Origin of the sequence: Pseudogulbenkiania subflava DSM 22618 (genome assembly GCF_900177275.1) — a bacterium.
Classification (GTDB): Bacteria; Pseudomonadota; Gammaproteobacteria; order Burkholderiales; family Chromobacteriaceae; genus Pseudogulbenkiania; species Pseudogulbenkiania subflava.
Genome location: NZ_FXAG01000002.1, coordinates 251,814 through 267,896 on the forward strand (window position 1 = coordinate 251,814; position 16,083 = coordinate 267,896).

At 64.9% G+C, this 16,083-nt stretch carries 14 protein-coding genes and 1 riboswitch; of the genes, 12 read left to right on the plus strand and 2 right to left on the minus strand.

Annotation, left to right across the window (positions count from 1 at the left end):
* Nucleotides 1-244: 244 nt before the first annotated feature.
* Together B9N72_RS02750 and B9N72_RS02755 are read right to left on the minus strand one after the other, a co-directional pair.
* Nucleotides 245-1,558: a voltage-gated chloride channel family protein gene (locus B9N72_RS02750; RefSeq protein ID WP_085274911.1), complete on the minus strand. Its 1,314-nt coding sequence runs from the start codon at nt 1,556-1,558 to the stop codon at nt 245-247.
* An 88-nt stretch (nt 1,559-1,646) separates the two neighbouring features.
* Nucleotides 1,647-1,710, minus strand: a riboswitch (Fluoride riboswitch).
* A gap of 118 nt (nt 1,711-1,828) precedes the next feature.
* Nucleotides 1,829-2,890 (minus strand): porin, encoded by a 1,062-nt coding sequence (locus B9N72_RS02755; protein ID WP_085274912.1) that lies wholly within the window; start codon nt 2,888-2,890, stop codon nt 1,829-1,831.
* A gap of 484 nt (nt 2,891-3,374) precedes the next feature.
* Between B9N72_RS02755 and B9N72_RS02760 the strand changes: the two genes are divergently transcribed.
* From B9N72_RS02760 to B9N72_RS02815, 12 genes are all read left to right on the plus strand, one after another.
* Nucleotides 3,375-3,632 (plus strand): hypothetical protein, encoded by a 258-nt coding sequence (locus B9N72_RS02760; RefSeq protein WP_085274913.1) that lies wholly within the window; start codon nt 3,375-3,377, stop codon nt 3,630-3,632.
* A gap of 116 nt (nt 3,633-3,748) precedes the next feature.
* On the plus strand, nt 3,749-4,750 hold the full coding sequence (gene hemB, locus B9N72_RS02765) for a porphobilinogen synthase (protein ID WP_085274914.1): 1,002 nt from the start codon (nt 3,749-3,751) through the stop codon (nt 4,748-4,750).
* Nucleotides 4,751-5,012: 262 nt separating this feature from the next.
* Nucleotides 5,013-6,212 (plus strand): glycine C-acetyltransferase, encoded by a 1,200-nt coding sequence (locus B9N72_RS02770; protein WP_085274915.1) that lies wholly within the window; start codon nt 5,013-5,015, stop codon nt 6,210-6,212.
* 109 nt (nt 6,213-6,321) lie between these two features.
* Entirely contained in the window at nt 6,322-7,353 is a 1,032-nt protein-coding gene (gene tdh / locus B9N72_RS02775) for an L-threonine 3-dehydrogenase (RefSeq protein WP_085274916.1), read from the plus strand.
* 355 nt (nt 7,354-7,708) lie between these two features.
* Complete coding sequence (gene glyQ, locus B9N72_RS02780; RefSeq protein ID WP_085274917.1) at nt 7,709-8,599, plus strand: glycine--tRNA ligase subunit alpha; 891 nt, start codon at nt 7,709-7,711, stop codon at nt 8,597-8,599.
* A gap of 4 nt (nt 8,600-8,603) precedes the next feature.
* On the plus strand, nt 8,604-9,044 hold the full coding sequence (locus tag B9N72_RS02785; RefSeq protein ID WP_085274918.1) for a surface-adhesin E family protein: 441 nt from the start codon (nt 8,604-8,606) through the stop codon (nt 9,042-9,044).
* The gene (glyS, locus tag B9N72_RS02790) at nt 9,041-11,101 is read left to right on the plus strand and encodes a glycine--tRNA ligase subunit beta (protein WP_085274919.1); all 2,061 of its coding nucleotides are present in this window, start codon (nt 9,041-9,043) and stop codon (nt 11,099-11,101) included. Before B9N72_RS02785 ends, glyS begins: the two co-directional genes overlap by 4 nt.
* 78 nt (nt 11,102-11,179) lie before the next feature.
* Nucleotides 11,180-11,722, plus strand: coding sequence for a D-glycero-beta-D-manno-heptose 1,7-bisphosphate 7-phosphatase (gene gmhB / locus B9N72_RS02795; RefSeq protein WP_085274920.1), 543 nt, complete (start codon nt 11,180-11,182; stop codon nt 11,720-11,722).
* 28 nt (nt 11,723-11,750) lie between these two features.
* Nucleotides 11,751-12,521 carry a lysophospholipid acyltransferase family protein gene (locus B9N72_RS02800; protein WP_085274921.1) on the plus strand — a complete coding sequence of 257 codons (771 nt, stop codon included), beginning with the start codon at nt 11,751-11,753 and terminating at the stop codon, nt 12,519-12,521.
* Complete coding sequence (locus B9N72_RS02805) at nt 12,502-13,194, plus strand: M48 family metallopeptidase (RefSeq protein WP_085274922.1); 693 nt, start codon at nt 12,502-12,504, stop codon at nt 13,192-13,194. The genes B9N72_RS02800 and B9N72_RS02805 overlap by 20 nt, the downstream gene beginning before the upstream one ends.
* Before the next feature lie 26 nt (nt 13,195-13,220).
* The gene (gene gloA / locus B9N72_RS02810; protein ID WP_085274923.1) at nt 13,221-13,607 is read left to right on the plus strand and encodes a lactoylglutathione lyase; all 387 of its coding nucleotides are present in this window, start codon (nt 13,221-13,223) and stop codon (nt 13,605-13,607) included.
* A gap of 258 nt (nt 13,608-13,865) precedes the next feature.
* Nucleotides 13,866-16,067 (plus strand): sensor domain-containing diguanylate cyclase, encoded by a 2,202-nt coding sequence (locus tag B9N72_RS02815; protein ID WP_234985865.1) that lies wholly within the window; start codon nt 13,866-13,868, stop codon nt 16,065-16,067.
* Nucleotides 16,068-16,083: the final 16 nt, after the last annotated feature.

Consider the following 16,083-nt stretch of genomic DNA (forward strand, 5'->3'; position numbering starts at 1 on the left):
CAATAACCAAATGTTAATCATTGGTCGGTGACGAGCATTAGGGCTGTCGAGGAAGGGAGGGGCTCGCGTCGAATGTCATGCCGGGCGTGGTGCAACCAGGGTGATCCACGATCAGGCTGGTAAAGAGCTTGAGCAGGGGGGCTCTGTCGCTTCGGCGACTCTCTCGATGATCCCCGGCGCACGTGGCTATGCCATCAGCACGGGCGCAGGGCGGCTGTGTCTTTCATGGCGCCATTTCGCCGTCTCACGGCTTGGTTTGTTCGGTAGCGGAGCGCGGCAGCTGTTCTTTGCGGTAGGCGGACAGTTCGCCCAGCTTGATGCCCTCCGGCGTGTCGCGGTGCTTGGCGTGGCCGATGCGCTGCGAGCGGTAGATGCCGGTGTGCCCGGAAAACAGGTAGCTCACCACGCAGGCCATGCCGGCGTAGACGCCGACCTGTGGCCCGAACAGCTCGATCGCCATCAGCGTCGAGGCGATCGGGGTGTTGGCGGCGCCGGCGAACACCGCGACAAAACCGATGCCGGCCAGCAGAGGCAGGGGCATGCCGAGCAGCGGCGCCAGGGCGTTGCCCAGCGTCGCCCCGATGTAGAACAGTGGAGTGACCTCGCCGCCCTTGAAGCCGCTGCCCAGCGAGACGATGGTGAAGGCCATCTTGGCGGCGAAGTCGTACGGCGCCAGCGGCTGCTGGAACGCCGACACGATGGTCGGAACGCCCAGCCCGAGGTAGCGGTCGGCACCCAGCAGGTAGGCGGCGGCAGCGATCACGATCCCCCCCAGCAACGGCCGCAGCGGGGCGTAGCCGATGCGCTGCTTGATCCAGCCGCCCAGGCCGTGGGTGAGGTCGGCGAAGACCTTGCCGGTGAGGCCGAACAGCATCCCGGCGATCACCGTCGCCGTCAGTCCCCAGACCGATAGCGGCGGGATGAAGGGGATGGCGTAGTGGGTGTGATGCACGCCCCACAACAGGCCGACCTGGTCGGCCACGATTGCCGCCACCATGCAGGGCAGGATGGCGTCGTAGCGCAGTCGGCCGATGGCGAGCACTTCCAGCCCGAAGATGGCGCCGGCCAGCGGCGTGCCGAACACCGAGGCGAAGCCCGCGCTGATTCCCGCCATCAGGATGATGCGGCGATCCTCGTGGCGCAGCTTGAACAGGTGGGTGAACTGGTCGGCCAGCGCACCCCCCATCTGGACCGCCGTCCCCTCGCGGCCCACCGAGGCGCCGAACAGGTGGGAGAGTACGGTGCCGCCCAGCACCAGGGGCGCCATGCGCAGCGGGATGACCCTGTTCGGGTCGTGGATTTCGTCGATCAGCAGGTTGTTGCCGGCTTCGACGCGCTGCCCGAAGCGCAGGTAGAGCCAGCCGACGCCGAAGCCGGCCAGCGGCAGCAGCGCAATCAGCCAGCGCTGCGCGACGCGGCTGGCCGTGGCCCAGTCGAGGGCGAACAGGAACAAGGCGGAAGCGGAACCGGCGAGCGCGGCGACGGCGCTGGCCAGCAGCAGCCATTTGCCGAGGTAGGGCAGCAGGTCGATCTGTTCGGGACGTTGGGTGTGTTTCATGCGTGTTCAGTGATTGTGGGCTGAAGGCACAAACCTGGACAGGCAGCGGGCTGTCGGATACGTACCTACACCTCCTGCCAGTCGAGGAATCCGTGTAGGCATCATCAGCCCCGAGGGCGGTTACAAGGAGGCATGCCATCTCCTGTCTCTGGATTCTACCGGCAAGCCGTGCGGCAAACCATCCCTTCGATGCGGCGCATTCTTGCGGGAACAAAAAAAAAGCCACCGTGTTCACGGTGGCAAAGTGGACAGGACCAGCAAAGCTTGTGATCAGAAATTGTGCTTGGCCATCAAGGTGAAGACCGAGGATTTGTCGTCGGCATGGCCCAGCACCGTTTGTGCGCCTTTGTCTTCCTTGATCACACCGTAAGAGGCCTGCAGCAGGGTGTGCTTGCCGAGGTTGTAATCCAGTCCCAGGGCCCACTGCTTGGCACCCCAGTCCTGAGTGTTGCCGTTCACCTTGGCGTCCTTGCGCTCGGAGTAGAGGAAGGAGGGCTTGAAGGCGCCGAGCTGGTAGGCAACGTTGACGGCCCAGGTCTGGTTCTTCAGATTGGCTGCGGTATCGGCAATGCCCAACGCGGTGGCGTCACCGTAGAGGTCTACCCACTGGTAGGTGGCGGCAAGGTACAGGTTGTTGGCGTCGTAGCCGAATTCGACGCGGTGCGTCTTGCTGTCCTTCTCCGGCACGGCGTTCCGCTTGCCCATGAAGGCATAGGCGCCGAACAGGCCGATATCGTTGCGGTAGGCCAGACGGGCGCCGACGGTATCGCCGGAGTTCTTGCCGTCCACCTTTTTCTCCCCGGCGCCATACTGCAGCATGGCGTTCACGCCGTGCCAGTCGGGGGAGTCGTAGCGGACGGAGTTCTTGACGCGCAGGTCGCCGTAGGTGCCGAACAGGTCGTAGCCCTCGTAGAGCGGGAAGTTGCTGCCGGAACCGTCGCGACGCGGGCCGTACAGGTTGTCGGTGGCCTCGGTTTCGGCCAACACGTCGTCGAGGTAGCCGAGGCGAATCTTGCCGAACTCGCCGCTCAGTCCGATAAAGCTGGCGCGGTTGGCAAAGGTGCCGCTGCCCGAGCCGGAGGTGGCGACGCCGTCCACGGCGAAGCCGTTTTCAACCTGCCACAGCGCCTTGAGACCGTTGCCGAGGTCTTCGTTGCCCTTGAAGCCCATACGGCTGCCGAAATCATCGATGCCGGAGACGTTCTTGAAATCGGTGCCGGCATTGTTCACGGAGGAATAACCCGCGCGGATCGAGCCGTAAATGGTGGTGTCGGCCTGGGCCATTACCGGCAATGCAGCCGCCACGGCTGCAGCAATGAGCAGTTTCTTCATTTCTTCCTGATTTCCCTTTGTAGGTTTTGTTTTGCTTCATTACCGGTTGGGTAATAAAGACACTCAAGCCTTTATCCCGCGCTGGTAGCGCTGCATAAATCTTGAGCGGCTGAGTGTGTGAATTACCGCCAAATTACGTCAAGCAATAATTTATTATTATTAAAACGCTGATTGTATAATCAAATGTTATACATAATATACAATCGGAAATGTATGTTTTCGGGAAGAGGAAATGAAAGTCGGGTTAATTCAGGAGAAACAGCGGGTTAAACGGTTGTGCGACATTAGCCAATTTTGCCGCTGAGTAAAAAACAAATTATTTGAATGGCATTTTTTCTGCCGGCGCCCTGTTGCATTTTTTTGACGCATGGGTTGCCGTGGCATCTCTACGCAAGGCGGAAGCGAGCGGCCAACTCGGCGTAAAATGAAAATATCGAAATCACTGGCCGGCGCATGCCGGCACGGACAAGAGGTTGGCCGAAGCATGGATATCTTTCACAGCACGTGGTTCTGGGTGGTGGTGATCGGGGCGCCGCTGGTGTCGGTGATCGGCACCCTGGCGCGCCTGGCGCACAAGGAGCCGCCGATCAAGCTGCCGCCAGGCGTGGTGCCGCAGCCTTATAAATTCGACGACGAGGAAGAGGGCGAGGACGACGATTGGGGCAAGAAGCCGGAACCGGCTGCCGGAGAAAAGAAGAACGAGACCGAGGGCCAGAAGAAGGACAGCGATCACCCGCGCTGAACAGCCTGTTCTCCCCGCCGGCTGGCCGGGCGGCGGCGGGCTTGTTAAGCTAACGTCTTTGCGCGCCCGCCGCCACCCCGGGCGCCTTGCCACGTTCCGACAGGACCCGAATCACGATGATTTTCGCCAACCGTTTCTTCCCCGCCACGCGCCTGCGCCGCATGCGCAAGGACGACTTTTCGCGCCGCCTGATGCGCGAGAACGTGCTCACCGCCAACGACCTGATCTACCCGGTGTTCGTGCTGGAAGGCGCCAACCGGGAAGAGGCGGTGGCCTCGATGCCGGGCGTGGTGCGCCAGAGCCTGGACAAGCTGCTCTATACCGCCGAGCAGGCGCTGGAGCTGGGCATCCCGATGCTGTCGATCTTCCCGGTGATCGAGACCGGCAAGGACAACGCCGGTGCCGAGGCGTACAACCCGGAAGGTCTGGTGCCGACCGTGCTGCGCGAACTCAAGGCGCGCTTCCCCGAACTGGGACTGATGACCGACGGCGCGCTCGACCCGTACACCATCCATGGTCAGGACGGCATCATCGACGAGTCCGGCTATGTGCTCAACGAGGAGACCATCGAGGTGCTGGTGAAGCAGGCGTTGTGCCACGCCGAAGCCGGTTCTGACGTATTCGGCCCGTCCGACATGATGGACGGCCGTATCGGCGCCCTCCGCGAGGCGCTGGAAGAGGCCGGCCACATCCACACCAAGATCCTGGCCTACTCGGCCAAGTACGCTTCGGCGTTCTACGGCCCGTTCCGCGATGCTGTGGGCTCTTCGGCCAACCTCGGCAAGGCCGACAAGTCCACCTACCAGATGGACCCGGCTAACCTCGAGGAGGCGATCCAGGAAGTGGCGATGGACCTGGAAGAGGGCGCCGACATGGTGATGATCAAGCCGGGCATGCCCTACCTCGACGTGATCCGCCGCATCAAGGACACCTTCCGCGTGCCGACCTACGCCTACCAGGTGTCGGGCGAGTACGCCATGCTCAAGGCCGCGTTCCAGAACGGCTGGCTCAACGAAGAGAAGTGCATGATGGAAAGTCTGTTGGCGTTCAAGCGTGCCGGCGCCGACGGCATCCTGACCTACTTCGCGCTCGACGCGGCACGACTGTTGAAGCGCTGAGCCTGCCTCCGTGTCGCTGCTGCCAGAACCCGCCCGCGTGGCGGGTTTTGTTTTGGCGGCGCGGGCCGCCGTCATGATCGCGGGCCATCGCAGCGGGGCGTGCAGACGCCATCAGGACAGTGACAGCCACCCCCGCCAAATCGCCGGCAACTGTGCCTGATCAGCGCGCCGGGGCTGGTCTAGAATGGGGTCAGAACGATGACGGCCGGATGGCGGAAATCCCGCGCCGGCCTCCACGCCGACCACACAGGGAATGTGCCCGATGAACCATACCTATCTCGCCCATCTACAGGCGACGCTGGCGCAAATCCGCGCCGACGGCTTCGAAAAACCCGAGCGCATCATCGCCAGCCCGCAAGGGGCTGACATCGCGCTGGCCAACGGCCACCACGTGCTCAACTTCTGCGCCAACAATTACCTGGGTCTGGCCGACGACGCGCGCCTGATCGCCGCGGCCAAGCAGGGGCTCGACGACTACGGCTACGGCTGCGCCTCGGTGCGCTTCATCTGCGGCACGCAGCAGGTGCACAAGGACCTGGAAAAAGCCATCGCCGACTTCCTCGGCACCGACGACACCATCCTCTATTCCAGCTGTTTCGACGCCAACGGCGGCGTGTTCGAAACCCTGCTGTCGGAAGAGGATGCGGTGATCTCGGATGAACTCAACCACGCCTCGATCATCGACGGCGTGCGTCTGTGCAAGGCCAAGCGCTTCCGTTACAAGAACAACGACATGGCCGATCTCGAGGCCCAGCTCCAGGCGGCTGACGCGGCCGGTGCGCGCTTCAAGCTGGTCGTCACCGACGGCGTGTTCTCGATGGACGGCATCATCGCCGACCTCAAGGGCATCTGCGAGCTGGCCGACCGCTACGGCGCCATCGTCATGGTGGACGACTCGCACGCGGTGGGCTTCATCGGCGAGCACGGCGCCGGCACCCCGGACCTGTGCGGTGTGGCCGACCGCATCGACGTCTACACCGGCACCCTGGGCAAGGCGTTGGGCGGCGCCTCCGGCGGTTACGTCTCCGGCCGCCAGCCCATCATCGACCTGCTGCGCCAGCGCTCGCGCCCCTACCTGTTCTCCAACACCCTGGCGCCCGCCATCGCCGCCGCCAGCCTGAAGGTGTTCGAGATACTGAAAAGCGAAGGCACCGAACTGCGCGCCCGCCTCAAGCGCAACGCCGAGCTGTTCCGCCACGGCATGAGCGCCGCCGGTTTCTCGCTGATTCCCGGCCAGCACCCGATCATCCCGGTGATGCTGGGCGACGCCAAGCTGGCCGGCGAGATGGCTGCCGCGTTGCTGGCCGAAGGGGTGTACGTGATCGGTTTCTCCTATCCCGTGGTGCCCAAGGGCAAGGCGCGCATCCGCACCCAGATGTCGGCCGGCCACACCCCGGAACAGGTGGAACAGACCGTGGCGGCCTTCATCAAGGTCGGCCGCGAGCTGGGCGTGATCCGCTGATTTCCGAATGACTCCCGTGCCGATCCCGAGCGCTACAGCCGCCAGACGGGATCGGCCTTAAAGGCTGGTCGAAGCGATCCTTCGACCGCCCTCGCCACAGGATGACACCATGAAGGCGCTTGCCAAACTGAAAGCCGAACGCGGCCTGTCGATGACCGACGTTCCCGTGCCGGAAATCGGCCACAACGATCTCTTGATCAAAATCACCAAGACCGCCATCTGCGGCACCGATATTCACATCTGGAACTGGGACGAGTGGGCGCAGAAGACCATCCCGGTGCCGATGCACGTCGGCCACGAATACGTCGGTGTGGTCGCCGGCATCGGCTCGGAAGTGCAGGGATTCACGCTCGGCCAGCGCGTTTCCGGCGAAGGCCACATTACCTGCGGCTATTGCCGCAACTGCCGCGCCGGGCGCCGCCACCTGTGCCGCAACACCATCGGCGTCGGCGTGAACCGTCCCGGCGCGTTCGCCGAGTACCTGGTGATCCCGGCGTTCAATGCCTTTCCGATCCCGGACGACATTTCCGATGATCTCGCCTCCATCTTCGACCCGTTCGGCAACGCGGTGCATACTGCATTGAGCTTCAATCTGGTCGGCGAGGACGTGCTGATCACCGGCGCCGGCCCGATCGGCATCATGGCGGTGGCCATCGCCCGCCATGTCGGCGCCCGCCACGTGGTGATCACCGACGTCAACGACTACCGCCTGGAACTGGCCCGGAAGATGGGCGCCAGCCGCACCGTCAACGTCGCCACCGAGGACCTGAAGACGGTGATGGGCGAGCTGCACATGACCGAGGGCTTCGACGTCGGCCTGGAAATGTCCGGCAACCCGCAGGCCTTCCGCCAGATGCTGGAAACCATGAACCACGGCGGCAAGATCGCGCTGCTGGGCATTCCGCCCGAGAACACCGCCATCGACTGGAACCAGGTCATCTTCAAGGGCCTCGAGATCAAGGGCATCTACGGCCGCGAGATGTTCGAGACCTGGTACAAGATGGTGGCGCTGTTGCAGTCCGGACTGAAGCTCGACCCGATCATCACGCACCACTTCAAGGTCGACGATTTCGAGCAGGGTTTCGCCGCGATGCTGTCGGGCCAGAGCGGGAAGGTGATTCTCGACTGGCAGGGGGTGTAGGGCGAGTCGGGGGGGGGCTATCGCAATTGACCAGTAAGCTCGGTGAGTGGCCCGAACCGCCCTTCCGCCGCGCCAGCTGCCAGCCAGACGGAAACAAGCGGTGGTGGGCTCGCCTTGGGAGCGTCGAGGGGCTTGGCGACGCAAGCCCCTCGACCCGCCTGCCGGGCGGGACCGGCAACCCCCGTATGGCGGGCCACTGCATCAACGGGCAGCAACAGGGGACTTAACTGAATAGCATTTCGCCACGAAAGCCCAATTTCCTGCACACGGCAGGCCGTTTTGGCCTGCCGTTTGCTTTTCCCGCCCCACGGTAATCGGTAGAATCGGCCTTTACCCTTCACTCGTGATACGCGACATGCTCACTTTCCAGGAAATCATCCTCACGCTGCAGAACTACTGGAACCGTCAGGGCTGCGCACTGTTGCAGCCGTACGATACCGAAGTCGGTGCCGGCACCTCGCACACCGCCACCTTCCTGCGCGCCTTGGGCCCCGAGCCGTGGGCCGCCGCCTACGTGCAACCGTCGCGCCGTCCCAAGGACGGCCGCTACGGCGAGAACCCCAACCGCCTGTTCCAGCATCACCAGTATCAGGTGGTGATCAAGCCGTCCCCGCCCAACCTGCAGGATCTCTACCTCGGTTCTCTGAAGGAACTGGGCATCGACCCGACCGTGCACGACATCCGCTTCGTCGAAGACGACTGGGAAAACCCGACGCTGGGCGCCTGGGGCCTGGGCTGGGAAGTGTGGCTCAACGGCATGGAAGTGACGCAGTTCACCTATTTCCAGCAGGTCGGCGGGCTCGAGTGCAAGCCGGTGCTGGGTGAGCTGACCTACGGCCTGGAGCGTCTGGCGATGTATCTGCAGGGCGTCGAGAACGTCTACGACCTGGTGTGGGCGCGCATGCCGGACGGCCGCACGCTGAGCTACGGCAACGTGTTTCTGCAGAACGAAGTCGAGCAGTCGCGCTATGCCTTCGAGCACAGCAACGTCGCGCTGCTGTTCCAGCAGTTCACCGACTACGAGGCGGAAGCCAAGCGCCTGCTGGAAGCCGGGCTGCCGCTGCCGGGCTACGAGACCATCCTCAAGGCCGGCCACACCTTCAACCTGCTCGACGCGCGCGGCGCCATCTCGGTGACCGAACGCGCCGCCTACATCGGCCGTATCCGCAATCTCGCCCGTCAGGTCGCTCAGGCCTATTACGACTCGCGCGAGGCGCTGGGCTTCCCGATGTGCCAGAAGGCCTGACCACATGAAGACGTGGGTCGGACTCTGTCTTGCCGCGCTCGCGCTGTCCGCCGGGGCGGCGCCGCTCGCCGACTGGTCGGTGTACCGCCAGGGCGAGGCGCTCGAACTGGCGGTGGACCTGGCGTCCATCTGGCGCGAAGACGGGCTGATCCATTTCGTCAACCAGGAGCGGTTTGCCGAGCGCCAGTACGAAAAAGGCTACGACGTGAACTTCCACATCCGCCGTACCACCGGCTATGCGGATTGTGCCAAGTACCAGTACGCCTTCGTCTCCTCGGCCTACTACACGGCGTCCAACCGCCACGTGTGGTCGACGCTGTACCCGCTGCCGCGCTACAGCTGGACCTGGCAACCTGTTTATGAAAACTCGGTGGCCGATGCCATGATGCGCGTCGTCTGCACCGCCGGCAAAACCGCTTCCAGCAAGAAATCCAACAGACCATGAACCCGACCCTGCTGATCGAACTCCTCACCGAGGAACTGCCGCCCAAGGCCCTGCCCAAGCTGGCGGCAAGCTTTGCCCAGACCATCACCGACGAACTGAAAAAACTGCAGTTCGTCGCTGCCGACGCCAGCGCCCACGTGTTCGCCTCGCCGCGCCGTCTGGCGCTGACCCTGCCCGCCGTGCTGGCGGTGCAGCCGGATCAGACCATCGTCAAGAAAGGCCCGGCGGTTGCCGCCGGCATGAAAGACGGCCAGCCGACCCCGGCACTGGCCGGTTTCGCCCGCTCCTGCGGTGTCGAGGTGAGCGAGCTCTCCACCATGAGCGACGGCAAGCAGGACGTCTACGCCTACCGCAGCGTCAAGGCCGGCCAGCCGCTCGCCGCCGTGCTGTCCGACATCGTCGCGCTGGCGCTGAAGAAGCTGCCGGCGCCCAAGCTGATGCGTTGGGGCGATTCCGACTACCAGTTCGTACGCCCGGTGCACGGCCTGGTGCTGCTGCATGGCAGCGAACTGATCGCCGGCGAGGTGCTGGGGCTTGCCAGCCGCCGCGCCACGCTGGGCCATCGCTTCCTGTCCGCCGGTGAAGTGACGCTGCCCGATGCCGACAGCTACGCCCGCGTGCTGTACGAGCAGGGCAAGGTGGTGGCGAGCTTCGAGGCGCGCCGCGAACTGATCCGCCATCGCCTGGCCGAAGCCTCGGGCAAGCTCGGTGCCGTGATCGCCGCCGAGCAGGCGCTGGTCGACGAGGTAACCGCGCTGGTGGAGTGGCCGGTGGTGCTGGAGGCTGGCTTCGAAGCCGAATTCCTCAAGGTGCCGCAGGAATGCCTGATCCTCACCATGCAGCAGAACCAGAAGTATTTCCCGCTGCTGGATGCCCACGGTAAGCTGATGAACCGCTTCCTGCTGGTGTCCAACCTCGAGGCGGCCGACCCGTCGCACATCATCCACGGCAATGAGCGCGTGCTGCGCGCGCGTCTCTCCGACGCCAAGTTCTTCTTCGAGCAGGATCAGAAGGTCCGCCTGGAATCGCGCCTGCCGCGCCTGGCCGACGTGGTCTACCACAACAAGATCGGTAGCCAGCTCGAGCGTGTCGAGCGCCTGCAGAACCTGGCCGGCACCATCGCCGGCAAGCTCGGCGCCAACGTCGACGACGCCCGCCGTGCCGCCTATCTGGCGAAGGCCGATCTGGTGTCGGACATGGTCGGCGAATTCCCTGAACTGCAGGGCATCATGGGCATGTACTACGCCCGTCATGACGGCGAACACGAAGCGGTGGCCGCCGCCATCGAAGGCCACTACCACCCGCGCTTCGCCGGCGACAGCCTGCCGCACGGTCCGGTGGCGCTCTCCGTGGCGCTGGCCGACAAGCTGGAGACCATCGTCGGCATCTGGGGCATCGGCCTGGTACCGACCGGCGACAAGGACCCGTTCGCTCTGCGCCGTGCCGCGCTCGGCGTGCTGCGCATGGTGCTGGATACGCCGCTCGACCTGAAGCAGCTGATCGTCGACACCCATGATTCGTTCCCGGCGGGCAAGTTGTCGGCCAGCGTGGTCGACGAGGTGTTCGCCTTCTGCCTCGAGCGCCTGAAGAACTTCCTCGCCGCCGACTACAAGGTGGATGAGATCGAGGCCGTGCTGGCGCTGGAGCCGACCCGTCTCGACGAAGTGCGCGCGGTGCTGGCCGCCGTGGCCGAGTTCAAGCAGCTGCCGGAAGCCGCCACCTTGGCAGCGGCCAACAAGCGGGTGAAGAACATCCTGAAGAAGGCCGAGGGCGAAGTGGGCGTGGTCAACCACGCGCTATTGGCCGAAGACGCCGAGAAGGCGCTGTACGCCGCGGTGCAGCAGCTGGCGCCGCAGGTCGCTGACAAGTTCGCCGCGCACGACTTTGCCGGTGCGCTGGCGCAGCTCGCCAGCCTGAAGGCTCCGGTGGATGCCTTCTTCGACGGCGTGATGGTGATGGCCGACGACGCTGCGGTGCGCGCCAACCGCATCGCGCTGCTGGCGAGCCTGGCCGAGCTGTTCAACCGCGTGGCGGACATTTCGCTGCTGGCCGACTGAGTCTGCCACCGCGTGGCGCGGACCGGCCGGCTGGCGGGTCCGCGCCTTTGGCCGTTTTACCGACAGAAAAAACCTGCCATGAAACTAGTCATCCTGGATCGTGACGGCGTGATCAACAAGGATCGCGACGATTTCGTCAAAAACTCGCTGGAGTGGGAGCCGCTCGACCATAGCCTGGAGGCCATTGCCAACCTGACCCAAGCGGGCTGGCGCATCGTGGTGGCGACCAACCAGTCGGGCATCGGCCGCGGGTTGTTCGACCTGCACGCGCTGCACGCCATGCACACCAAGATGCACCGCCTGGTCAACCAGGCCGGCGGCCGCATCGACGCCGTGGTGTTCTGTCCGCATACCCCGGACGACAACTGCGACTGCCGCAAGCCGTTGCCGGGCATGGTCAAGGAAGTGACCGAGCGCTTCAACGTCAAGCCCGATGGCCTGCCGATGGTTGGCGACAGCCTGCGCGACCTGGAGGCGATCGCTGCGGTGGGCGGCCAGCCCATCCTGGTCAAGACCGGCAAGGGCGAAAAGACCTTCGAGAAGGGCGGTCTGCCCGAGGGCACGCTGGTGTTCGACGACCTCTACGACGCCGCCGAATACCTGATCCAAACGCATCACTGACTGTTTTTCACAAGGGCATAGCGCCGTAATGTTTATCTGGATTCGTACCCTGGTCTACTGGGTGGGCCTTGCCTTCCTGACGACCTTCTGCTTCCTGCTGATCCTGCTGGGCTGCATCGCGCCACATCGCGTACGCCACAGCTTCGCCCAGGCTTGGGTGAAAGGGTTGCTGTGGCTGCTCAAGCACGTCTGCGGGCTGAGCTACAAGGTGGTCGGCGCCGAGAACATCCCCGATACGCCGTCCATCATCTGCTCCAAGCACCAGTCCGGCTGGGAAACGCTGGCCCTGCAGGCGATCTTCCCGCCGCAGGTGTTCGTGGCCAAGAAGGAACTGCTGTGGATTCCGTTCTTCGGCTGGGGCCTCGCCTTGCTCGACACCATCGCCATCGACCGCTCGGCCAAGACCAAGGCCAGCCAGCAGATCGTCGAACAGGGGCGGGATCGCATTGCCAAGGGCTACTGGATCGCGGTGTTCCCGGAAGGCACGCGCACGCCGCCGGGCGTGGCGGGCCGCTACCAGCAGGGCGCGGCGCGCATGGCCAAGGCGTTCGACGTGCCGATGGTGCCGGTGGCGCTCAACGCCGGCGAGTTCTGGCCCAAGAACGCGTTCCGCAAGTTTCCCGGCGAGATCACCGTGGTGATCGGCAAGCCGATCCTGCCGCAGGACAAGAGCTCGGCGGCGATGACGCGCGAGGCGGAAGAGTGGATCGAGGCTCGCCAACTGGAAATCGGCGGCGTCGGCCCGTTCGCCCATCCGGACCAGCGCAAACGGCGGCCAGGTGATTCTCAGCCTGCCTGAGGCCGACATCCCGGTCGCGCTGATCCGCCGCGCGCGTCAGAGCATCGGCATCCGCATCAAGCAGGGGCGGGTCGAACTGATTGCCCACCCCGCGGTGCCGATGAGTACGCTGCAGGCGGTGCTGGATAAGCGCCGCGACTGGATCCGCCAGCATTGGCTGGAACAACAAAGGCGTTGTGCCGAACTGGCGGCGCAGCCGCGTCAACTGCGTCTGGCCGGGGAGCCGCTCGACATCGTGTACATTGCCGGGCAACGTCCGGCAGCCCGGATCGACGGCCGGATACTGCAGGTGGCCGGGGTTGCGGCGCACGAGCGTGAGCGGTTCGACGCCACCGTTGCCGCCTGGCTCAAGCGCGAGGCGGCGCGCCGCTTTCCCGCTCGGCTCGCCGAGGTGGCTCGGCATAGCCGCCGCCAGCCTGCCTCGCTATCCTTGTCCTCGGCCCGCACGCGCTGGGGCAGTTGTTCCGCCAGCGGCGCCATCCGCCTCAACTGGCGGTTGGTGCAGGCGCCGCCGCATATCCTCGACTACGTGCTGGCGCACGAACTGGCTCATCTGGTGCACATGAACCACTCCGCCGCGTTTTGGTCGGAAACCGAGCGGATGTTTCCACAGTGGCGCGCGGCGCGCCAATGGCTGAAGCAACACGGTGATACCCTGTTCGCGTTCGGCTGATCTGATTTCTACGGAAGGAAAACATCATGCGTCTGCTGCATACCATGCTGCGAGTTGGCAATCTCGAGCGTTCCCTGGCGTTTTATCAGGAGGTGCTGGGCATGCGCCTGCTGCGCCGCAACGATTACCCCGAAGGCCGTTTCACCCTGGCCTTCGTCGGTTACGGCGACGAGTCGGCGCACACCGTGCTGGAGCTGACCCACAACTGGGATACCGACAGCTACGAGCTCGGCAACGCCTATGGCCACATCGCCATCGAGGTGGACGATGCCGCCGTCGCCTGCGACATGGTGCGCGCCAAGGGGGGCAGGGTGGTGCGCGAGGCGGGGCCGATGAAGCACGGCCACACCGTGATCGCCTTTGTCGAGGATCCGGACGGTTACAAGATCGAGTTCATCCAGAAGCATCACTGAGCCGGGTGTGGCAGGCCTGCGCGGCCATGCCACTCGGTTTTCTGCACCGATAACCCCGATGCTGAAGGGGATTTCCTCCCGAAGGAAATAAGCGCATGGTATGCTGGGGCGCGGGCATGCTGTCTCCGGCATGCACCCCTGTCCCCGATGTGGCGCTGCCGCAGCGTGTCAGGCCAACCCCCTGCATAGAGTCATTCCGTGTCCAACACTGCGTCATTCTCCTTTCCCGCCCCCGGCCCGGGTGAGCGGGGGCAAGCCGTGTTGCGCTTGTTGCTGCTCGTCAGCGCCTACGTCGGTAGCGGGCGTCTCGGTCTGGCCATTCCCTATATCGGTTCCAACATCACGCTGGTCTGGCTGCCGACCGGCATTGCCGTGGCCGCGCTGGTGCGCTGGGGATGGCGCTACTGGCCGGGTATCTGGCTCGGCGCGTTGCTGGTCAACCTCTCGATCGGTTCGTCGTGGCTGGTCGCGGGCAGCATTTCCCTCGGCAACACCCTGGGGCCGCTCGCCGCCTGGTGGCTGTTGCAGCGTCTCGATTTCCACCGTGCTTTCGACCGCCAGAAGGATGTCGCCCTGTTTGTCCTGGGAGCCGGCAGCGGCATGCTGCTGACCGCCTCCGGCGGGGTGGCGAGTCTGTGGCTGACCGGACTGGTCCCCACCGAGCTGGCCGGCAGGGCCTGGCTTACCTGGTGGCTGGGCGACACCGTCGGCATCCTGCTGGCCGGCCCGCTGCTGCTCACCATCAGCCGGAGCAGCCGGCAGGCCCTCTCCTGCCGCCGCTCCGAACTGGCGGTGTGGTGTCTGCTGACGTTGCTGGTGGCCTGGGGCGCCTTCATCCTCAATGCCGGGCAGGGCACGGGGGCGTTGCCCCTGGCCTTCCTCACGCTGCCGCTGGTGGTCTGGGCGGCCTTGCGCTTTGGCGTCACCGGGGCTTCGCTGGCTGCGCTGCTGTTGTCGGCGATCGCGACCTGGGGTACGGCGCACGGGCGCGGGCCGTTTTTCCTGAACGATGTGCACCAGGGGCTGATGCTGTTGTGGGCCTTCATGGTGGCATTGGTATTGATCGGCCTCTTGATCACCGCCTTGCAGGCGGAAGGCAGCCGGGCCGAAGCCGAGATCAAGAGCAGCCAGGAGCGCCTGAGCAGCCTGATCGAGGCGATGCCCGACGCCATCTTCTTCAAGGACGGGGCCGGCCGTTGGCTGATTACCAACGGCCCGGCGCAGCGCCTGTTCCAGTTGCAGGGTAACGAGTGGCTGGGCATCACCGATGCGGCCTTGGGGGCCGCCAGGCCCGAATTCGGCGATCTCAGCGCGGCTTGCCAACGCGACGACGAGTTGGCCTGGCAGGCCGGCAAGGTGTGCCTGTTCGAGGAACAACTGCGCGACGCCGAAGGGAGACCGCACCAGTTCGAGGTGCGCAAGGTGCCGATTTTTGAGAGCGATGGCCGGCGCAAGGGGCTGATCGTCATAGCCCGGAATGTTACTGAAGAGCGTAACGCCTTGCGCGAGATCGAGCAGCTGTCGCAACGCAACGAGCTGCTGTTGATGGCGGCGGGCGAGGGCATCTACGGCCTGGATGAGCAGGAACGCCTCACCTTCATCAACCCGGCCGCGCAGCGCATGCTGGGTTACCGTGCCGACGAACTGATCGGCCAGGTGCCTCCCTGGCGGCACCCGGAGCAGGCTGCCGATGATCGGCCGAACGAGTGCCCGGTGCGGCAAACCCTGGCGGACGGCCTGCCGCGGCGGGGCTGCGAAGCGTGGTTCCTGCGCCGGGACGGCCGTGGCTTCCCGGTGATGCTGACGGTGTCGCCGATCGGGGAGCCGGGACAGCTGAGCGGGGCGGTGGTGACGTTCCAGGATGTGACCGAGCGCAAGCAGGCCGAGGCGGACATTCACCGCCTGGCGTTCTACGATCCACTGACGGGTCTCGCCAACCGCCGCTTGCTGCACGACCGCCTGGCCCAGGCGTTTGCCAAGAGTGCGCGGCAGCGCGGCCACGGCGCCGTGCTGTTCATCGACCTGGATCATTTCAAGGCGCTCAACGATACCCTCGGCCATGACGTCGGGGATGTGCTGCTGGTCGAGGTGGCCCGTCGGCTGGTGGAGGCGGTGCGCGAGGAGGATACCGTGGCCCGTCTCGGCGGTGACGAGTTCGTGGTGATGCTGGAGCGGCTGGGTGGCGAACTGCTGCCGGCGGCTTTCCAGGCCGAACGTGTGGCGGAGAAGATCCGCACCGCGCTCAACCAGCCTTATGTGCTCAAGGGCCAGCCGTATCGCAGCTCTCCCAGCATCGGCATCAGCCTGTTCCTGGGGGAGCAGAAAACCCGGGACGAGCTGCTCAAGCACGCCGACATCGCCCTGTACCGGGCCAAGAAGGCGGGGCGCAATACCATCCGCTGTTACGACGTCGCCGACATGGTGGAACGGGGAAGCGGAGCGGGACAGCCGATTGCCTGAGGTGCCGGCGACAGGA